This is a genomic window from Bdellovibrio sp., from assembly GCF_047637665.1.
In the GTDB taxonomy this organism is placed as follows: Bacteria; Bdellovibrionota; Bdellovibrionia; order Bdellovibrionales; family Bdellovibrionaceae; genus Bdellovibrio.
Window position 1 is genome coordinate 1 of sequence record NZ_JBLJBT010000042.1, and the last position, 18,492, is coordinate 18,492.

At 46.6% G+C, this 18,492-nt stretch carries 19 protein-coding genes; 9 read left to right on the forward strand and 10 right to left on the reverse strand.

The features are described 5' to 3' along the window. Positions 1–200 precede the first annotated feature (200 nt). Both ACM64D_RS14285 and ACM64D_RS14290 read left to right on the forward strand, forming a co-directional pair. Entirely contained in the window at positions 201–593 is a 393-nt protein-coding gene (locus tag ACM64D_RS14285) for a hypothetical protein (RefSeq protein WP_415063904.1), read from the forward strand. Between the two features lie 105 nt (positions 594–698). Then, positions 699–1,478, forward strand: coding sequence for a protein-glutamine glutaminase family protein (locus ACM64D_RS14290; protein ID WP_415063905.1), 780 nt, complete (start codon positions 699–701; stop codon positions 1,476–1,478). Here ACM64D_RS14290 and ACM64D_RS14295 read toward each other — a convergent pair. Continuing rightward, positions 1,475–2,599 carry a CapA family protein gene (locus ACM64D_RS14295; protein ID WP_415063906.1) on the reverse strand — a complete coding sequence of 375 codons (1,125 nt, stop codon included), beginning with the start codon at positions 2,597–2,599 and terminating at the stop codon, positions 1,475–1,477. The two genes, ACM64D_RS14290 and ACM64D_RS14295, sit on opposite strands and share 4 nt — an antisense overlap. 48 nt (positions 2,600–2,647) lie before the next feature. Here ACM64D_RS14295 and ACM64D_RS14300 point away from each other — a divergent pair, with 48 nt between their 5' ends. Continuing rightward, positions 2,648–3,337: a dienelactone hydrolase family protein gene (locus ACM64D_RS14300; protein ID WP_415063907.1), complete on the forward strand. Its 690-nt coding sequence runs from the start codon at positions 2,648–2,650 to the stop codon at positions 3,335–3,337. Here the strand turns inward: ACM64D_RS14300 and ACM64D_RS14305 are convergent, their stop codons facing one another. Both ACM64D_RS14305 and ACM64D_RS14310 read right to left on the reverse strand, forming a co-directional pair. Further along, positions 3,338–3,997: a phosphoribosyltransferase gene (locus ACM64D_RS14305; protein ID WP_415063908.1), complete on the reverse strand. Its 660-nt coding sequence runs from the start codon at positions 3,995–3,997 to the stop codon at positions 3,338–3,340. A 94-nt stretch (positions 3,998–4,091) separates the two neighbouring features. Then, on the reverse strand, positions 4,092–4,484 hold the full coding sequence (locus tag ACM64D_RS14310; protein ID WP_415063909.1) for a group II truncated hemoglobin: 393 nt from the start codon (positions 4,482–4,484) through the stop codon (positions 4,092–4,094). Positions 4,485–4,642: 158 nt separating this feature from the next. Here ACM64D_RS14310 and ACM64D_RS14315 point away from each other — a divergent pair, with 158 nt between their 5' ends. Next, complete coding sequence (locus ACM64D_RS14315) at positions 4,643–5,002, forward strand: zinc ribbon domain-containing protein YjdM (protein ID WP_415063910.1); 360 nt, start codon at positions 4,643–4,645, stop codon at positions 5,000–5,002. A gap of 60 nt (positions 5,003–5,062) precedes the next feature. Here the strand turns inward: ACM64D_RS14315 and ACM64D_RS14320 are convergent, their stop codons facing one another. Then, positions 5,063–5,440, reverse strand: coding sequence for a SnoaL-like domain-containing protein (locus ACM64D_RS14320; RefSeq protein ID WP_415063911.1), 378 nt, complete (start codon positions 5,438–5,440; stop codon positions 5,063–5,065). A 177-nt stretch (positions 5,441–5,617) separates the two neighbouring features. Between ACM64D_RS14320 and ACM64D_RS14325 the strand changes: the two genes are divergently transcribed. Together ACM64D_RS14325 and ACM64D_RS14330 are read left to right on the forward strand one after the other, a co-directional pair. Beyond that, positions 5,618–6,886 (forward strand): MFS transporter, encoded by a 1,269-nt coding sequence (locus tag ACM64D_RS14325; protein WP_415063912.1) that lies wholly within the window; start codon positions 5,618–5,620, stop codon positions 6,884–6,886. Beyond that, positions 6,876–7,457, forward strand: a complete 582-nt coding sequence (locus ACM64D_RS14330; protein ID WP_415063913.1) for a DUF2239 family protein — start codon at positions 6,876–6,878, stop codon at positions 7,455–7,457. Before ACM64D_RS14325 ends, ACM64D_RS14330 begins: the two co-directional genes overlap by 11 nt. Before the next feature lies 1 nt (position 7,458). Here ACM64D_RS14330 and ACM64D_RS14335 read toward each other — a convergent pair whose 3' ends face one another. Continuing rightward, complete coding sequence (locus ACM64D_RS14335; RefSeq protein ID WP_415063914.1) at positions 7,459–10,119, reverse strand: BspA family leucine-rich repeat surface protein; 2,661 nt, start codon at positions 10,117–10,119, stop codon at positions 7,459–7,461. A 290-nt stretch (positions 10,120–10,409) separates the two neighbouring features. Here ACM64D_RS14335 and ACM64D_RS14340 point away from each other — a divergent pair, with 290 nt between their 5' ends. Beyond that, positions 10,410–11,630, forward strand: a complete 1,221-nt coding sequence (locus ACM64D_RS14340) for a hypothetical protein (protein ID WP_415063915.1) — start codon at positions 10,410–10,412, stop codon at positions 11,628–11,630. A gap of 16 nt (positions 11,631–11,646) precedes the next feature. Here ACM64D_RS14340 and ACM64D_RS14345 read toward each other — a convergent pair whose 3' ends face one another. The 5 genes from ACM64D_RS14345 to ACM64D_RS14365 all read right to left on the reverse strand — a co-directional run bounded on the left by ACM64D_RS14345 (position 11,647) and on the right by ACM64D_RS14365 (position 15,763). After that, the gene (locus tag ACM64D_RS14345; protein ID WP_415063916.1) at positions 11,647–12,852 is read right to left on the reverse strand and encodes a hypothetical protein; all 1,206 of its coding nucleotides are present in this window, start codon (positions 12,850–12,852) and stop codon (positions 11,647–11,649) included. 84 nt (positions 12,853–12,936) lie between these two features. Next, positions 12,937–14,133, reverse strand: a complete 1,197-nt coding sequence (locus ACM64D_RS14350) for a winged helix-turn-helix domain-containing protein (RefSeq protein WP_415063917.1) — start codon at positions 14,131–14,133, stop codon at positions 12,937–12,939. After that, positions 14,096–14,542 (reverse strand): hypothetical protein, encoded by a 447-nt coding sequence (locus tag ACM64D_RS14355; protein ID WP_415063918.1) that lies wholly within the window; start codon positions 14,540–14,542, stop codon positions 14,096–14,098. The genes ACM64D_RS14350 and ACM64D_RS14355 overlap by 38 nt, the downstream gene beginning before the upstream one ends. Before the next feature lie 175 nt (positions 14,543–14,717). Further along, the gene (locus ACM64D_RS14360; protein WP_415063919.1) at positions 14,718–15,464 is read right to left on the reverse strand and encodes a hypothetical protein; all 747 of its coding nucleotides are present in this window, start codon (positions 15,462–15,464) and stop codon (positions 14,718–14,720) included. Between the two features lie 20 nt (positions 15,465–15,484). Next, positions 15,485–15,763, reverse strand: a complete 279-nt coding sequence (locus ACM64D_RS14365; RefSeq protein ID WP_415063920.1) for a hypothetical protein — start codon at positions 15,761–15,763, stop codon at positions 15,485–15,487. Positions 15,764–15,973: 210 nt separating this feature from the next. Here ACM64D_RS14365 and ACM64D_RS14370 point away from each other — a divergent pair, with 210 nt between their 5' ends. Continuing rightward, positions 15,974–17,302 (forward strand): tetratricopeptide repeat protein, encoded by a 1,329-nt coding sequence (locus ACM64D_RS14370; RefSeq protein WP_415063921.1) that lies wholly within the window; start codon positions 15,974–15,976, stop codon positions 17,300–17,302. Further along, on the forward strand, positions 17,299–18,429 hold the full coding sequence (locus tag ACM64D_RS14375; RefSeq protein WP_415063922.1) for a hypothetical protein: 1,131 nt from the start codon (positions 17,299–17,301) through the stop codon (positions 18,427–18,429). The genes ACM64D_RS14370 and ACM64D_RS14375 overlap by 4 nt, the downstream gene beginning before the upstream one ends. The last annotated feature ends 63 nt before the right edge of the window (positions 18,430–18,492 follow it).

Below are 18,492 nucleotides of genomic sequence, written 5' to 3' on the forward strand. Positions count from 1 at the left end.
TCCGGTCAAAGTCGCTGGGTAATTAAAGGCGGACAGAATCGCTGGGTAGTTACACACCCCCCACTTCGAGTCATTTTTTGTGTCGATTACCCATTCGTCTAAACCTTTGACATCTCGTCGCCGCGAAAACCCCCTTAGATTCAGCTCCTTCTGGCTTCTCCTTTGCAACTCATTGCCTATCCATTTCGATGAGGTGCCCCATGTTTCGATTTCTCTTATTAGTCATCGGCTTTTCGACCGCCCTTCAGATCGGGTCTGCGGAATTCGCACAGGCCTGCAGCTGTATTGCGGACCCCTACTCCAAACAATATATCTACTTCACAAAAACCTGGTATGGAACCAAGAGAAAGTGGACCTGTGTTTACACTTGCCAAGACCAAAGGCAGCAACAGGTTAAAATCACGGGCACTCACGAAGACTGGTATACAACGGATAAGGGACTTGAAGGCATTTGCGACGGACTTCGCTATATCAATGAGTACAGCACCTTTAAAAACGATTTTGTTTGGATGCTAGATAAAGCCGAGCATTTTGATGCCTCCGACTCTTCGGCCGCAGAGCTGAAAACATGGAATAAAGAAAAGTGTCGCTAATAGAAATGAACTTCGCGATTACACATCTCAAATTGGGATTAGAGAACTTTACAAAAAAACTTAAAAGGACTGAAAAATAAGCCCCGTTGTGCCGAAAAGATCTTTATGAGAAAGATCTTTTTTTGCCTGGTTTTGTTTTACTCCTGTTTTGGTTTTGCAAATGAAGAATCCCTCAGTTCCTTTTCCAAAGCCTTGGATAAAACTCTTCGACATCTCAATCGATCAGAATCTCGGCCCTGCAACTCCGACAATTCTTTGACGCCGTCATCATCTGATTTGGTTCTTTTTGAAAACAAGTCAGCGACTGCTCTATCGAAGAAAGATGCTCAAAACCTTTTTAACGACTTACAACATAAATCCGATATCCCTTATGAGTTCTCTCTGGCGGGGTGTGAACAACGAGCTCACGAAATGTCGCGCCTATTGCTATTAAAAGGAATCACTCCGCTAAAAGCCTTTGTCTCGGTGGATGAGGATGAATCTCCTCGATTGCAAGTACCTCATCCTCAAAAAAAAGGGCAAGTCATTCGTTGGAAATATCACGTCGCCCCTGTTGTTCTCGTTAAGGAAAACGGGCAATTAGTTCCCTACGTGATTGATCCCTCCATAGAAAACAAGATCGTTCCTCTCACCGAATGGCGCTCTCATATGACCCGCCATGATTCCAAAATCAAGGTTCGCACTGAAATCACAGTGGCCAATCAGTTTGATGTGGATGGGCGTTTGAAAGCGGATTTTAAGAACCAGGAATTCAATCGCTCCAATCAGGAGTCTTTACGAGAATTCAAAAGATACAGTCAAGATCCTGACGGAGAAGAAAATTATCTTTTCCAGCTTCAGCGCAACGAGGAACGCATGATGATGATTGACTCATCCGAATATTAAGTGGACTTCGACTTCCACTTCAGTTCCAAAGAGTGATCCTCGTTCATTTCAACGGAAGTCCCTCGCCCCAGACCTTCACGATTTAAAACTTCTTTTAGCCATTTTACATCTTTTAAAGAAGCCCGAACCAGGTGGAACTTCTTCATTTGCATGACGACCAGACGAAGCCTCTGCAATTTTCCTGTTTCAACTTCAAGATGAGGGAAGAACATCACGGCTAAATCGCCGCGAAACTTCTCATAACCCCAAATCCCTTCATAATCGTTTATAAAGTCGCCGCAGCCATAGATAATCAGCTTTTCCCGATAGACCTCTATCCCCAGAACATGATGAGACGAATGGCCATGAACAAGATCAATCCCCACGTCATCAATCAGACTTCTGGCAAAAGAGACATGTTTTTCGGGAATACCGTAGCCCCAGTTTCCTCCCCAGTGCATGGAGACCATCACAAGATCCTTGGGTGTCTTTAGACTTTGTATCTGTTGTTGGATTTTAAAAAAATCTTCAGCGTCAAAGCCTTTAAGTAGATTTATTCCTGGCCTGTCCCTGGCGGCCCAGTGAGGAGGAACTCCGCTGGAGGACGTCGCCAGAGAAAAGATCAAAAGCCGTCCCTGACCTTGGAGATCCACAATGGCTGGCTTCACAGCGTCCTCTTCATCTAATCCCGCCCCCGCCGTCTTCACACCCGCCTCATGAAGTGCACTCAACGTCTGGCGAAGTCCCCGCTCTCCCCAATCTAGAACATGATTGTTCGCTAAAACGCAGACATCAATGCCTGCGGCGGTTAAAACCGAAGTATTGGCGGGATGCATGCGATAGTTAATCCCTTTATCTTCCCAATCTTCACTGACGGTGATGCTGGTCTCGAGATTCACAATTCGCACATGCGGTTTGACAAGCTCCAGTTCATCCAAGGCATCTCCCCAGACATAGGAAAAATCAACAGGTCTTAAAATTCGTCCGTTCTTTTTTTCCGCCAACTCAAGATAACCTAGGGCACTTTGCAAAGACGATTCATAAAGCACGGGATTTCCAGGATGAGGCAAGATCTGATCTATACCTCTGCCAGTCATCACATCACCGCATAAAAACAAGGTGAGAACTTCAGGTCTTTTCATTAGGCTGAACTTTCTAGAATTGATCTTTATCTTATCAAGGAAAGCACAATGAAAACAGGACAAGGTCTATTAAACAAAGACGAACAAGAAGTCGTGATTAGCTACAAAGGTCTTCATCTCAATGGAATTATGTCCCTTCCCAAAGGTGCTCAGGGGATCATCATCTTTGCCCATGGCAGTGGAAGCAGTCGCTGGAGTACTCGAAACAACTTTGTCGCTCGAGAACTGCGCAAAGCGGGACTGGGCACACTCCTGATGGACCTGCTCACCCCAGCAGAAGAAAATGATCGCTCCCAAGTTTTTAATATTGACTCATTGGCACAACGTCTGATTTTTGCCAAAAACTGGGTCGCAGAACAGGCCCCCACTCGCTCCATGAAAGTGGGTTACTTCGGTGCCAGCACCGGCGCCGGCGCCGCCCTGGTGGCTGCGGCACGAGAACCTCAGAACATTTTCGCCGTCGTTTCAAGAGGCGGACGTCCAGACTTAGCCGATCGCGCCCTGGCTCGCGTGCAAACTCCGACGCTTTTGATTATTGGCGGAGACGACGACGTTGTGATCGATTTAAACCGTCAAGCCTACGCCCAACTCCATTGCAAAAAAAAGATCGAGATCATACCCGGTGCCACACATCTTTTTGAAGAACCAGGGACATTAGAGCAGGTCGCGGTCCTTGCTTCTCAGTGGTTCACAGATCACATCGCGTCCCAACAGACCCAACCAAGTCCTCGTCCTTGATTAGAGACGAGGCTGAGCTTCAGGAGGCCGCTTGCCTTTCTTAACTTTTTTTAAAATCTCGACAACTTCGTCGTCGGTGACCTGATCAAACTCACTAAAAAACTCACTGACGGCGAAAAAGAACTCGGGTTCGTCTAATACGACAAACTCGTCCACCAAACTTCTCATGCTGGCAGCCGTAGATTGAGCCACCACACCCGCCGCTAAAATAAGCTTGCGTGGACTCTGTGAACGGACCTCGTGGATCGCGCCCAGCGCAGTAGCACCCGTTGCGATTCCATCATCCACGATAATCACGATCCGATCTTGACAACGGAGTTCGGGAAGTTGAAACCGCTCTTTTCTTTTCTTCAGCACTTCGATTTGTTTCTTCGCGGCCTCTTGAATATAGGACTCTTTAATTCCGTACTCTTTAATCAGCGGCAAACGAAAAATTTCACCCGACAAACCCACAGAACCAATGGCCAGCTCCTCTTGATGAGGCGCGGGAATTTTGTGGATAAGAACTGCGTTCAATTCTCCGTTCAGTCCTTCGGCGATAATTCGCGCCATCGGCATAGCCCCTCGGGGAATTCCCAAGACCAAAGGGTTTTGATCTTTATATTTTATAAGTTTTTTCAAAAGAAGCTGAGCGGCTTCTTCTCGATCTTTGAAAATCATAGGCCCTCACTTTTTTCAGGTCAGGGCCAATTTTAATCCCGAAGAAACCGGATTCTCTAATTAAATCCGGGTCGCGATGATTAGATCTTTTTAATTATTGCTCGGGTTGGTTTCTCATATGATCGGCTAAATTTAAAAGAGCATGAAGCAGATCCGATCTCAAGGGCTCTGCGACCTTTAAGTCTTCCACGGCATTCACCATACAGATCATCCATTGATCGCGTTCAGATTTGCCAATCTTAAAAGGCATATGTCGCGCGCGCATTTTAGGGTGCCCAATCTTTTCAACAAACAAATTCGGACCTCCCAACCAGCCAGACAAGAACATAAAAAGCTTGTCTTCTGAGGTCTGAAGATTCTGAGGGTGCATCGCACGAATTCCCTGCGCTTCCGGCAAGGTGTCCATGATCTCGTAAAAGCGTTTGACGAGCTTGCGAAGAACGTCTTCGCCGCCAAGAAGTTCATAAGGGGTTGGGGATTTGTTCATACTTATCTCGAGGGTTTGTTCTGCAAAAAAATGAAACCTAAGTTCTTTAACTAGAAAGGTCAAGGAAGCGATCGGCCTCCCTTTCATAGTCACCATGAGCAGGCCAAGAAACGATGCGCCTTGCCAAAACACGCCCATTCATGGTTCAACTAACTTCTATGAGTAACGAATCAAAATGCCCAAAATGTAGTTCCGAACATATCTATCAAGACGGCAACCTCTGGGTCTGCCCGGAGTGTGCCCATGAGTGGGGCGTTCATGCCTCCGCCGAGAGTGCAGAAGAGCAAGCGCCTCAAGATAACGTCATCAAAGACGCCAACGGCAATATTTTGCAAGATGGCGACACGGTGGTCGTGATTAAGGACTTAAAAGTCAAAGGCTCCTCTTCTGTTGTAAAGGTGGGAACCAAAGTGAAAAATATCCGCCTGAGTGATGGTGGCGACGGACATGATATCTCGTGCAAGATTGATGGCTTTGGGGCTATGAATCTTAAGTCCGAGTTTGTAAAGAAGGCTTAGATTTTTTCTCTTGGCTGTGTTTACAAATGATTCACAGCCAAGAGAACCTGACGGCCAGGACTACATCGTATAAAAGAATTCCTCTTTCACGATCTTCCCATTCTTGACGGTATACAAACCAACTTCTTCGCCTTTCATGCGCTCGCCCGTCTTCTTGTTGGTCGCATCATATTTATAATGAACGGCAAAACGGTCCCCTAACGGGAAAGGCCCCGCAACATCCATCGAATGGACGGTCATGGATTGCTCCCACTCGGTGTTCTTGCGGCGAATCGCCTCAAGACCTTTCATATGGGAAGGCATCCCCGGCATTTCCATAGGCTCCTCACTTTGAATTTCCGAGGAGTAAAGTGTATCCACCGCCTTCAGGTTTTGCCCCTTTTTACAGAGATCTACCAATTTTCTGCCGACCTCGAGAGTTTCTTTTGAAGTCTCCATTGCGCGCTCCTTTGTAAATGAAAAGACTGAACTCCCATACTGCAATCACTTGAGAGCGGATGGTATATGTTTGTAGACAACGACAGCCATTCAGTTTCGGCCCTGAAAAAATATTACCCGGATAATATTGACATTTAATTATATCCGGGTAATATTAGGTTTATCGAAAGGCTCTTTATGGATAAACCAACGCCCAAAATCAGACACCCCTTCACGGGGTATCAAAAATTTGTCATTGCTCTGCTGGCCTTCCTGCAGTTCACCATTATTCTGGACTTTATGATTCTCTCTCCCTTGGGAGCCCTCCTGATGCCGGCCTTAAAGATAACGCCGGGTCAGTTTGGGACGGTGGTTTCGGCTTATGCCATCAGTGCCGCCGTATCGGGACTGCTCACCGCCGGTTTTGCCGATAAGTTTGATCGCAAAAAACTTTTGTTGTTTTTCTATGTCGGTTTCATCATCGGAACATTGCTTTGCGGAATTGCACCGAGCTATGAGTTTCTTCTCGGTGCCCGCATTGTCACGGGGCTTTTCGGTGGCGTGATTGGATCCATTGTTTTTGCAATTATGACGGACCTGTTCCCTCTTCACCAACGCGGAAGAGTCATGGGGCTTCTGCAAACCGCTTTTGCCGCAAGCCAGGTTTTAGGTCTGCCAGCCGGATTGTATTTATCTAACCTGTGGGGCTGGCATATGCCCTTTATCATGATCGTTGCCGTCAGTTCTTTGGCCGGAGTGTTCATCGTCTATTATCTAAAACCCATCGACGAGCACCTGAAACTTCAAGTCGACAAAAAAGCTTACGAACATCTTCTTCATACTCTGAACGAACCCCATTATCTTTTGTCCTTTGCAACCACGGCGTTACTTTCGCTGGGTGGCTTTATGATTATGCCTTTCTCTAGCGCCTTTACTGTGAACAATCTGGGCATTCACCAGGATCAACTGCCAACGATCTATCTTATTACTGGGGCGGCCTCCATTCTTATCGGTCCTCTGGTCGGAAAAGCCAGTGATCGCTTTGGCAAATTTCGAACTTTTATCTTTGGCTCCTTTTTAGGAATGCTCATGGTGGTGATCTACACTCATTTAGGAATCACTCCTTTGCCGATGGTGATCTTGGTCAATACTGTGATGTTCATCGGGATCTTCTCGCGCATGATTCCTTCGCAAGCTTTGATGTCGGCGATCCCTTCTCCGGCCAATCGCGGTGCCTTTATGTCGGTGGGATCCTCCCTACAGCAACTGGCCGGAGGGATTGGTTCGATCGTCTCAGGAATGATCGTCGTTCAGGAAAGCAGCGGCATGATCCGCCACTTTGAGGTCGTCGGCTATGTGATGTGCGGCCTCTCTGCGATCACGCTGGTTATGATGTACTTTATCAATCGCTTTGCCCACCAGCCCCCACCCACGAACGGAATGCCGGAGGTTGCTCATGGAACCTAAAATAGATCGAAAGTACACAGCCTTTGCGGATTCCAAAAAAGTTGCTTCTGGAGGTGCCATTGATGTTGCCGCCAAGGTAAAGAAGTTTTTGAAGACCGATCCTAAGGCGCAGATTTTGATCTTTGATAATATCAGCAGCAACCAAATCGAAATCGATTTCAGAGGAACTCCAGAAAATGTAATTCAACGCCTGGAGGATCTTTTTGAAGCCTCCGACGTCAAAAAATCAGGTCCTGGCCGCCCCAAACTCGGAGTCACCGCCAAAGAGGTGACTCTTCTTCCCGATCATTGGGAGTGGCTGGCCCGCCAACCCGGAGGCGCTTCGGTCACTTTGCGCCGACTGGTTGAAGAGGCCAAGAAGAAGAATCAGGCAAAAGATCTTCTCCGTCAGGCTCAAGAATCAACTTATAAGTTCATGACCACAATGGCAGGCGATCTACCTCACTACGAAGAAGCTTTGCGTGCGCTTTATGCAGGGGAAACAACGAAGTTTGAAAAGATGATTGCCGACTGGCCCAAGGATATCCGCGAGCATACATGGGGGCTCGCGGAAACGGCTTTGAAAAAGTAAATTACCAGTTCGGCTGAGGTAAAACCCAACTCGCAGCTCCATTGCTAAAGGAATCCGGTGGACGCTGCACCACACTTGAAACATTCCAACCACTGAGATTTCGGTTGAAAGCAATTGCCATATCAAACATATAGTCCATGTCGGTCACATTGGACGTGTTCCACCCGCCGATATCTTGATCGAAAACATCGGTTGCAGCAAACATCGCATTCATAGTGGTGACACTCGTCGTATTCCACCCTCCAATCGAACGATTAAATGCAACGGCATTTCGAAACATAGAACTCATATCCGTCACGCTGGATGTATCCCATCCTCCGATGGGTTGATCGAAGCTCGAGGCAACAAAGAACATAGAGCTCATATCCGTCACACTCGACGTATTCCAACCGCCAATGACCTGATTAAAGGTTTCAGCCAGGTAAAACATGGATCCCATATCCATCACACCCGACGTATTCCAGCTCCCAATCGGTTGATTGAAAGCTCTGGCACCCAAAAACATGGAATTCATGTTTATCACCTTAGAGGTATTCCACCCCCCAATCGGCTGATTGAAGACTTTGGCATAATAGAACATGTCCGTCATATACATAACGTTGGAGGTATCCCACCCACCGATTGGCTGATCAAATGCATCGGCGAACTGAAACATGCCCCACATATTCTCCACTTTTGACGTATTCCAGCTACCAATCGGCTGATTGAAAAGAGCCGTGCGACGAAACATACTTCCCATGAATCTGACATTTGAAGTGTTCCAACTACTTATATTTTGATTAAAGGCGTCGGCATCATCAAACATGCCACTCATGGTGGTCACACTCGAAGTGTTCCAACCGCCGATATTTTGATTGAAAGCCTTATTTGATGAAAACATGCCCCCCATGTTTGTAACCTTCGAAGTATCCCACCCATTAATAGGATGATTAAACGCACCGCCGGAAAATAGATAGCTCATATTCGTTACACTCGATGTATTCCAACTCCCTAGAGGCTGGTTGAAGGCCACAGCCATGTTGAACATAGAGTTTATATCCTTCATCTTAGAAACATCCCAACTGCCAATCGGTTGATTAAAGATGGTGGCCGCTCTAAACATCTCGGATGCATCAATCACATTGGATGTATTCCAGTGTCCAATACTTCCATTAAACTTTTGCGCACCATAGAACATTCGCTTCAAACTGGTCACCTGACTTAAATCAGGCGCATCCACCGCAGTTGAATTCAAGTTACTGCAACCTTCGAACATTTTTTCCATCGACGACCAACGATTGGTTCCCCATTGCTTCACATCTGAAATTTTCAGAAGATCGCCATTTCCTGAAAAAGCAAGTTGTGGAAATCCACCAAGGAGCTTCACATCGTAAACACCGGCGACAGCATAGGTGTGAGTTTTTTCTGGCGCATTCCATGACTTAATCTGACTGACTGTTCCGTCGCCCCAGTCCACGGCAAAATTATAGATGATACCGCTAACCAAAGGTAAAGTAAGTTGATCATTGGCCGATGACCCGCTTGAGGTTTTGGTCGTATCGATTGTCGCTATAAATAAATCGGATTGCACCGCTGGATCTGCAGGGTTCAAAGTATTTTGTACCGTGGCACTTGTTGCGCTCGAATTTCCCAGTGAAAAATTCCCAGCACTATCCTTTGCTGAATTTCCTGCCACATTGATTTTAACCGTTCCATCACCTGAACATCCACTCACCGTCACCGTTCGTGTAGAACCAGCGCCAGTGACAGACTTGGAACACCCAGCTGTTGCAGTTCCACCCAAACTAATATCGCTATCACTGAGTGTGATCGTATCTGCTCCCGAATAGGTCACAGTCCAAACAAAAGGGGTCGCAGAATTACCGGTGGCAGGACTTGGCCCCGTAACAGCAAGAGTCGGAGCTGTATTATCCACAGTCGCAAAACTAGCACCGTCCTTAGCGAGTGTTTTATTTCCTGCAGAATCCTTGGCCGTGTCCGCACCAACACAAATACCCATCGTGCCATCACCCGAACACCCCCGGACTGTCACCGTTTTTGTTTCCCCAGTTCCGGTCACCGTAACAGAACATCCTGAAGAATCCGAACCCGTCAGACTGATACCGCTATTTTCCAGCGTAACCACCTCAGCCCCGGCATAAGTAACTGTCCATACAAATTCCTTGGCAGCATTTCCCAAAGAGACATCCGGCCCGACGATTGTCACTGTCGGCGGGGTGTAATCCACTTCAAATCTCAGAACATTGGAGGCGAGATTCTTCTCCCCTCCCTCCGCCTGAAGAACCCCTTCGGGGATTTGAACAGACACGGCTCCCTCTGAAGCTGGAATCAGATCAAAGGAATACTTGCTCCCTTGGGAGGTCAAGTTAGCAACAGTGGCGTTAGATATCTGCAAAAAATGGGTGTTAAAATCCGTCACTGGAATACCTTTAAAATCCAGAGTAATAGGAATGACGGACTGATTCGTAACAATGGGCGTAGCTGACTCTAACTTCAGAGGAAAGCCCTTTCCAAGCAAAGAGGCCATCTCCGCGTTTATGTGACAAGCAGTCAAAAAGACGAAGAACAAACTTAAAAAAAGATATTTACCAAGGTCCTGACCCTGAGCGAATTCCAGCTTTCGGTTCCCAGATGATGTTCCACTTCCCGCGACGTCTTCCATAACTATTTTCCGCCTTACTAAAAACAAGGTGCTGATTACGCTCTCAAACCCCTTCGGCTTTGTCTTGCGAATCCTTGACTCTCAAGACGAGAACGTTACTTGAAAGTGCAGACGTCCCTGTACACAGTACCCACTTTAAGAGGACGACTCTAGACGTTAGCCTCAAGAACACAAGGGACTTCGGGGACACGGTCAAAGATAGCCCACCTTCAATCGAAAGAGGTACACCCTCATTCGAGAGTAGGATAGCCTGATAAAAGAAGAGATCCCTCGGAAGAATAAGGAGTCCCATGAAAAAACTGTTCATCTGTCTTGCCAGCGGCGCAGTGGTCATCGGCTGCACGACACAGTCTTATTTAAGCTCAGACACAAAAAGAAAAACGGCAAACACATCTGAAAACTACAGCCACAACATGCAGGTACTTAGTTCAATTCCTCTTTTCGACGGACTTGAAACTCGCAAAGACAACGAGTTTGATATCGCCTCAGTCCTGATCGGCATCTTCAATAAGATTGAAAATGAATCCAAGAATGCCGACAACTCCCTGAATCGCGGCACTCACGCCAAAGGACGCTGTTTTGAAGGGGACTTCACCGTGTTCTCAAATGAAGAACTCAAGAATCAATTCCGCTACTCTGACACTTTGATCGATCGACTGAAACAAGGATTTTTCGCGCAAGACGGTGATCACAAAGCCGAAATTCGTTTTGCCAATGCCATGGGCGCAAAAAATCCCGACACCGTCGCGGACGTCAGAGGCTTTTCATTTTCGGTTGAGACCTTTGGCAACCTTAAAGACCATAGTGGTGGATTCAGACAAGACTTCATGATGAATTCGTCCCCAATGTTTGCCGTCAACAATATCCAGGAGTTTTTAGAACTCATGAAGACCGCAAGACTTGCCGGAGGCGATTGGGATTACTTTCCAAATCCTTTTTACCTGAAGTCCGTGATTAAAGCGAAGAGACTCCTAGATCAATATCAACGTGCAGACACCAAGAGTTATGCGACCGAGGAATACTGGGCAAACCTCCCCTACTCCCACGGTCTTCGTCCCGATGGTCAACCCGTGGATATCGTAAAATTCAAAACGACCCCTTGCGACGGTCAGAGCATTCAGCATGAATCCTCTGTTGGAAAGTCCGCTGACTATCTTCAGGCCGACATCATTCGCAGAGCTCAAAGCGGCCAAGTCTGTTTTTTGTTCCAAGTACAGTTCTTTGACTTAAATAAAGCGAAAGGTTCTCTAAAAGGACAACGCTCTCGTTGGACAACTTCAGATTGGATTGAAAACGGCGGAGAACTTTGGGAAGAAACCGCAATGCCTTTCTATACGATCGCGAAGATTGAATTAAAGCCCGAGTCATCACGGGAAATTTCTTGCGAAGACCGTTATATCAACACCCGTCTGCATTCTAATCGCGCGAATCAGCCGTTGGGATCCATCGCCCGTGTCAGAACCATGGTTGAAGAAAATAGTCGTGCGCGCAGAATGATGGAGATTCGTTGACTCTAACTCCCCTGACTTACTGGGCAGCCTCTTGATAGTACTCTTCATGATCCCAAAATCCGGGAACCGCGTAGAACACATCGGCCATCTCAGGAGTTAATTGATCACGCAAAAGCAACTCGTTGCCACCCAGGCAAAGGGTTGCAACTGCGCTGTAAAGATTCGCCGGAGGTTGGAAGCTATAAGTGAATCCCTCCTTCGTCTTTTTGCCACGAAAGCTGTTCTGACAGGATTTGATTTCCTTCTGAATCCACGCAGGTATTTCGCTCTTCAGTTGCTGAGCCATCGTTCGGATTTGGCTCGCTGAACAAGTTCCCAAAGTTTGATTTAAACTGTGGAGTTTGTCGAGACCACTCCAATCAAGCCCATCGGCAATATCTTTAGCGCGGTCACTGCAGTAAGAATCCTTAACGAGACACTCTGCTCCTTTGCGCTCATATCCATTCGGGCAACGAACGGCGCATCGGCGCACAAAATCGTCGTCTTCAATAAACTCCTCAAACTCAGAGCATCCATTGATATCCAGGCAAAGATTATCATTGGATCTGGTTTTATAGTTCTTAGTATCCACCTTAAATAAATTGACCACACTTTTATCAAGACTCTGACTGCACACCGTACACGTCCCGGTGTCGTTGAGAACTTGTCCCTCTGGACACATCCGCACACAGTTGTCTTTTTCTTTTTTAAAACCAAATCCCCAAGTCCCCGGCTGCAATGACTCGACATCTTTACCTGCAGGGTAGCACGTCATCTTCTTTCGTTCCTCATCTGAAATCTTATTGAGCCCGTTACACAACCCCTGAAGACCTGTCATCGGGTCTGATTTTAAACCACTCGCCGCACAGGGTGAGGGAGAAATATTTTGAGAGGCCGAGCTTGTATTGCCATTGGCGGTCAAGAGCAGCGCCGTCTGCATTTGTTGATTCTTATACCCCACACGAATATCATAAAACTGAACCGAACTGGTCAGCCGATTTTGCGGGCGACGAGTGGCGCTAAAAACAAAGTCACTGGGAAGACCCTGTTCCTTTTTTACCACGTCCCCACAATCAAGAGCTTTAATTCCGGGAGTATGAAGCGTTTGCTGCTGACTTTTGGAAAAACACTGGGAAAATGCGTCTGATATTTTTTGAAGATCGTAGGCTCTCGCTTCAGCTCCACACAAAAGAGCCACAGCCATTAAAATAGAAAAACCACGTACGTCAGCTTTAATTGCCATAGTGATGATTGTAACAAGAAGGCCTTAAGAGCCGAAGACCAATTTACCGCCGGGCCCAGGAACATGTCCCCATGTCCACCAGACCTATTCCTTGGCAAGTTGGAATTTCTCAAAACGCTGAAGCTCTTGTTCGATAAGCTTCTTATTGCCTTGTGATTTATGCTTCCCCAACCAACTCCACTGCTGAATCAGCAATCTCTGCTTTTGTCGGTCTGTCTTTAAGTCAAGAACAGCCACGGCTTGATCTCCAATAATCACAGGCAAGGTGAAGTATCCGTATTTTCTTTTTTCTTTCGGCAAGTACGCTTCAAAGCGATGGTCATAGCCAAAGAACATATTAAAACGTTTTCTTTGAATCACTAACGGATCAAACGGCGACAGGATGTGTGCCAAATCGTTGGCATCATCAATCCCCTCATCAAGATGAGAAGGCTCCATCCAAAACTGAACCTTTTCAACGCCTTCAACTTTGACTGGAATCAGGACGCCTTTACGAACGCGGGCCTCAAGACACTTGAGGATTTCCTTCTTTTGAGCGACCTTCTTCATATAAGAGGCCGACTCGACACTGATCAACCCTTGCGAGCGCAAAGCACGATCAATGTCATACTCAAAAACTTCCGCTGCCGTGGCTGCTTTGGGCCGTTTCGTCCAACCAAAATGACGATCTGTCAGTTCGTATTTCTTCAGCATCCCCTGTCGCTCACTAATGACTAAGTCCCCTCCGTTAAAAGCGCATTGCAAAGCTTTCTTGGACGGTTTTCTACTGGCCCACGGATGATCTTTGTCCACGAGAACTTCATCATTCACATCACGAATCGAAAGCGCCCCCTGCTTTTTAACCAGGGCCACAACTTTTTTAACATCCGCTTCCGTCACCGAAGAGTACCAATCGGAAGGATTCCGTTTTCTACGCTTCATATCGTTAATAAAATATTTGAAGTCATCCGTCGCGATGTACGCAAGAGCATGAGTCCAATACTCAAAGACAGCTTTATCTTTGCTTTGCGCCTGCTGCAGATGGGACTTTTTATAGTCAGGAATTCGCGAATATAAAATATGGTGATGGCATCTTTCGATCACACTGATCGTATCGATTTGCACATACCCCAGATGTTTGATCGCCTTCACCGTCGCCTTGGGACCACGGCCAAAATGATTCGACTCATGCAGGCCTTGGGACTTCAACCAAAGCGAACGAACTTGGGCTTTTGAGAGTGTGGGCTCAGACATCCGCTTGTGCCTATTCAGAATCCGGCCCTTCGCTCTGATCTCCAGCATTGTCATCGGCATCCTCAGAATCATCTGGCGGCAGTTCCGGCTTGGTCTTGGTAAGAGCTGGGTCTTGCACAGACGATGGAGTTTTAGCTAAAACCGTATTGCAGGCCGCTTTCACCTTAAAAAAATGTTTCCACATTTCTTCATTGGCCTTTCCCTTGATCTCGGGGTCTTGCAACTCGGACCCCATGTAGGAAGGCGTTTTAGCAAACTCCTTAAGGTGTTTGAGCTTGGGAATTTTGCGTTCTCCGTCGCATTCTCCTTGAGAAGCCTTTCCCCCTTCCGCAATAAAGCTAAAAGCTTTCATGGGAGGTTTCTTTTTCGCCCAAGCGGCAGAGCCGGGGGTCACCATCGGCTGAAGAAGTAATACACACGTAAAGATCACTAGTTTTTTAAATTTGATATTCGACATATGCAAAAATACTAGCAGGAAAACTGTCCCGGAGAACTGCAAATTTTACGATCGCTCCCTGCACCTAGCTATTTGTTGTGCATTGCGTTTCCTCGACTGATTTTGGTACCCACCTCGCATTCTACTTAATAAAGAAGGCCAGACGTATTTTGTCTGGCCTGGGATCTTTTTCCACTTATCGAGTCAGTCCGACTAAAACTTCCAATTTAGCTCTGGAACCGACAAGCTGGGTGCTTGAAATTTCCAGAACAATTCGCTGAAGACGAAGAGCATAATAAGGATCCAAGCGTCTTTGGGTTACAGAGTTTTTGCCGTATGTTCCCTCGATATCTCGCAATTCGACATGCTGGCCGGAAGCTGTGATCGCGTAAGCTTTGACCACTCTGAGTCCGCCTCCATTAGTTGCTAAACGAATCTCCGTTACCGCTCGACTCGTATTGATATTCAAAGTCACCTGCTCTGTCACCGCCTTGGGTGCTACAAAGACCCCAAGATTCTCCCAACTTGCCGTTACGCCATTTACATAGTCAGGATTTTGCGGGCGTGGCGGATAGTGAGGAGGACGAGGCCCCGGACGATTCGGTTGTTCTCTGTAAGCCACTCCCGAGTTGATGAGGCACTGATTTTTTTTGTTATCAAATGACTGGTTGGCACAATTTGAGATCTCAAAACTCTCAAAGGCCTTCCCCGCAATATTAGAAACACATTCCAACTTGCCGGAGTCAAAACTCATACTTCGACATACTTCAATAGCTCCTCTGTCAAAATATTGCTGGTCAGCCTGGCGGACCGCCTTAAAACAAGAGGCTTTGTTGCTATCAAAACTCATGCTTTCACAAATGGTCGCCGCGTCTCGAAAATCCGCAGCTTGAGTCAATGAACTTGCGATAAATACAGTAAATAAACCGACAAGAGCTTTCATAATCTTCTCCTTAATAATTTTTATTCACAGGCAACATGACCGTTAAAGCAGTAAACAGGCACATTCAGGCCCGGCGACGTGGTGTAGTTTAAAACTGACCAACTGGTATAACCCTTTTCCCAACATGCTTCTGCCGCGGCAGTTCTAAAGTTAGTCGCAGCAGAAGCGTGATGTTGTTCCGCCGAGGCAAATAAATAGCTGGAACACCCTCTCACTTCAGCCATGGCTTCGCGATCAATCTTTCTGGCAAAAGTGTTCAAACTTACCGCCAAGGTCATTACAAACAAAAGTGCTTTCATATAATTTCCTTTCTATGTTTCGTTCTTGATGAAGCGAATTTACGCCTTTTGAATCCGCCTGTCCCTGAACAAACCCGAACAAATCACTGTCGAATCTTTTGACACCTGTTGAATTCACAAGGGCATTCCCCTTAAAGATATAAGCTTAAAACCAAATAAACGGCCCTGGGCTGGTACGCGGCTTGATAACTCATTGTTATAAGGAGACTTATGATCTTGCCGACCCAACAAAGCAGAATCCTCGAACACCTTCACCAGGGACAAACCCTTGAGGCCCAAGCTTTGCTTTCTGAGATGAGGCCCGAGACCGCCGCAGATCAAGCCACCTGCTCTGCCCTTCAAGCCAAGATTTATCTTTATAACAGTGCTTATATGAAAGCGTTGTCTTGCTTAGAAATTGCTCTCAACTTCAACCCCTCAGATTTAGATATCTTATGTGATCTCGCCCTTTGCCACTTCCAATTGGGCTTGATGGCAGCCTTTGATGAGACTCTTCAAAGAACGACCCAGATACTAAAAAATGAAATGCCCTCTCTATCGACTCAAAAATCCCTGGATCATGCCATCTTCCTGGCAAAACTCCATGAAGAAAGAACCCAGCTTGATGAGGCCTCTGAGCTTCTCAGATTCCTTTCCAAAAAGCAGCTCTCTGTAACTCAAGAGCAAGTCCTTCGTATCCAGCTTTTACGATTGGCCGTCGAAAAGCGAGATGTGAAAACCGCCACCACACTTTATCCTTTGGTACTTAGAAACTCAGACCACAATCTGAATTTTGAAATCGAGCGTGAACACGTCCTGCTACTTGCGGACGCATTTCTTTTTGGCTTTAAGCAGGCTGAGGAACGCTTCTCTTATATTATCGGCAAAGATCTTAGCCGCGCCGATCGCGAATTTTTCCTGAGTGAGATGTGTGAAATTGCCATTCTTGCGAATCAAAGTGCTTTCCTTAAGAAAAATTCACCCTCTTTACAAAATGAAAATGAGTATGAAAAAAGTCAGGCCACACTCATCGCCGCATTTGTTCGTGGAGATGAGGCCCCCGCTTTATCTGTGATTCGCCTTGAAAAAAACCTCAGTAACACTTCCTTGCTTCGTCTTTTACGCCAGGCCTTGATTCTGTTTCCTCAGGCCCCCGACCACTCGCTATGGAGCTTGCGATACCGCTTTCACTGTCTACAAATAGCCTCTAAGGAACTGCGGGCGATTTTTCTGTCGGCATTAAATTCGACCACCGCAAAGATCATTCTGGATGCGGAATCAAAACAGGTGGCTTATGAGGGAAAAGAAAATGCTCTGCAATCTCCTCTATTCTGGCGACTTGTCACGGTCTTTAAGGACAATAAAAATGAAGCTTCATTGGATGAGGTCATACAGGTCGTCTATGACGAAATCCCGAATGAACAACATTTTGATCGCCTGCGCATCGCGATTTCTCGCCTAAATACTCAACTCAGAACCTCTCACGGCATTGAGTCTCTTTTTAAAGTTACAAAATCAAAGGTCACACTTCTCTTACCCATGGAGAGATCGGCATCATGAAAATTCTTATTCTTGGATTGCTTCTCTATTTTAGTTTGCACGCCTACGCCGAAAATGATTGGAAAGCTCATTCTGTTCCCGTGATGCCTGACTCCGAGCTTCAGCACATGATTGACGAGATTACGATCGAACTTTTCCGTTCCCCTATTAAAGAAGCCCTGTGTACGACTTATATGAATACCTACTCCGTTTATCATAGTCTTGGAGTCTCGCTCCGGGCCGCACAACAGGCCTTTTCAGAATGTCAGGAAATCCCCAGGGCCCCCAGTAAAATTTTAAGAAAGCAATACTACTTATCTTTTGTATCTGCCCCCACCTTGGATAGTTGGACTGATTTTGGAAATCGCACTTATCTTTTTGTTGACGACAACATGACAAGAGAACACCTTAAGTCCATGCTCCTGCATGAAATGGCAATTTCGCTGGACGCCAAAACCAACATGCTTTACACAACCTACCTCACGTATCTGGCTTCGGCGAACTCCAATACCAGCGGGTTCCTCTTCATTGATATTTCCAATTTAAATGACTACGAAAAGACCCTGCAGGCGGCCTTTAATCAAGCAACATGGAAGCCAATCAGCATGACCTTTGCCGCACTAAGAGCTTTCAACCTGGAACTGGCCGCCAACGGCACCCCCCAACTTTCAAATCATCAAAGCTGCGTGACCTCATTTATGGAGATACTGACGAAAATCAAAACTCTTCCGGCGCCTCCAAAGTCAGAAGGCGTTGATCAGATTGGCGAACTGCTGGCGGAGACGGTGAGCAATAAGACCACCCCCACTTCGAAAGAGCATGAAGCACAGATTCTTGAATTTCTTCTCTCAGATCGCCTCACTTTGAAAGACATTCAGAAAAAAGAGGTGACCTTCTGTCAGTTCATGACTCAACCTTTGCTTACGGGACGCACTCTTTACAACCTCTTTGGAGCCGGCCCACGACCGCGCCTCACAGGTGGTTCTGGAGGACAGGGAGGACAAAGTTCATTCACTTCTTCTTTGCAGTCCAACCCTCGCTTTCAAAAACCCGGAGGAGTCCCGGACCTATCGAAAGAAGACCTGCGTCTACAGCAGGCTATCGAGCAGCTTAAAAAAATAAAAGAAGGGCTTCCGCCGTCCAAGTAAGCAGAACAGGTTCTTCCCACTTAACCAGATAAGGCGATGAGTCAAAAAAGATAAGCATAAGTC

What these genes read in the sequence shown, in the direction of transcription:
- ACM64D_RS14295 (WP_415063906.1), bottom strand. Translation starts at nt 2,599, where the DNA reads ATGAAAAGACCTGAAGTTCTCACCTTGTTTTTATGCGGTGATGTGATG.
- ACM64D_RS14360 (WP_415063919.1), bottom strand. Translation starts at nt 15,464, where the DNA reads ATGAAAGCTCTTGTCGGTTTATTTACTGTATTTATCGCAAGTTCATTG.
- ACM64D_RS14340 (WP_415063915.1), top strand. Translation starts at nt 10,410, where the DNA reads ATGAAAAAACTGTTCATCTGTCTTGCCAGCGGCGCAGTGGTCATCGGC.
- ACM64D_RS14370 (WP_415063921.1), top strand. Translation starts at nt 15,974, where the DNA reads ATGATCTTGCCGACCCAACAAAGCAGAATCCTCGAACACCTTCACCAG.
- ACM64D_RS14315 (WP_415063910.1), top strand. Translation starts at nt 4,643, where the DNA reads ATGAGTAACGAATCAAAATGCCCAAAATGTAGTTCCGAACATATCTAT.
- ACM64D_RS14320 (WP_415063911.1), bottom strand. Translation starts at nt 5,440, where the DNA reads ATGGAGACTTCAAAAGAAACTCTCGAGGTCGGCAGAAAATTGGTAGAT.
- ACM64D_RS14365 (WP_415063920.1), bottom strand. Translation starts at nt 15,763, where the DNA reads ATGAAAGCACTTTTGTTTGTAATGACCTTGGCGGTAAGTTTGAACACT.
- ACM64D_RS14350 (WP_415063917.1), bottom strand. Translation starts at nt 14,133, where the DNA reads ATGCTGGAGATCAGAGCGAAGGGCCGGATTCTGAATAGGCACAAGCGG.
- ACM64D_RS14310 (WP_415063909.1), bottom strand. Translation starts at nt 4,484, where the DNA reads ATGAACAAATCCCCAACCCCTTATGAACTTCTTGGCGGCGAAGACGTT.
- ACM64D_RS14345 (WP_415063916.1), bottom strand. Translation starts at nt 12,852, where the DNA reads ATGGCAATTAAAGCTGACGTACGTGGTTTTTCTATTTTAATGGCTGTG.
- ACM64D_RS14335 (WP_415063914.1), bottom strand. Translation starts at nt 10,119, where the DNA reads ATGGAAGACGTCGCGGGAAGTGGAACATCATCTGGGAACCGAAAGCTG.
- ACM64D_RS14375 (WP_415063922.1), top strand. Translation starts at nt 17,299, where the DNA reads ATGAAAATTCTTATTCTTGGATTGCTTCTCTATTTTAGTTTGCACGCC.
- ACM64D_RS14285 (WP_415063904.1), top strand. Translation starts at nt 201, where the DNA reads ATGTTTCGATTTCTCTTATTAGTCATCGGCTTTTCGACCGCCCTTCAG.
- ACM64D_RS14355 (WP_415063918.1), bottom strand. Translation starts at nt 14,542, where the DNA reads ATGTCGAATATCAAATTTAAAAAACTAGTGATCTTTACGTGTGTATTA.
- ACM64D_RS14325 (WP_415063912.1), top strand. Translation starts at nt 5,618, where the DNA reads ATGGATAAACCAACGCCCAAAATCAGACACCCCTTCACGGGGTATCAA.
- ACM64D_RS14305 (WP_415063908.1), bottom strand. Translation starts at nt 3,997, where the DNA reads ATGATTTTCAAAGATCGAGAAGAAGCCGCTCAGCTTCTTTTGAAAAAA.
- ACM64D_RS14290 (WP_415063905.1), top strand. Translation starts at nt 699, where the DNA reads ATGAGAAAGATCTTTTTTTGCCTGGTTTTGTTTTACTCCTGTTTTGGT.
- ACM64D_RS14330 (WP_415063913.1), top strand. Translation starts at nt 6,876, where the DNA reads ATGGAACCTAAAATAGATCGAAAGTACACAGCCTTTGCGGATTCCAAA.
- ACM64D_RS14300 (WP_415063907.1), top strand. Translation starts at nt 2,648, where the DNA reads ATGAAAACAGGACAAGGTCTATTAAACAAAGACGAACAAGAAGTCGTG.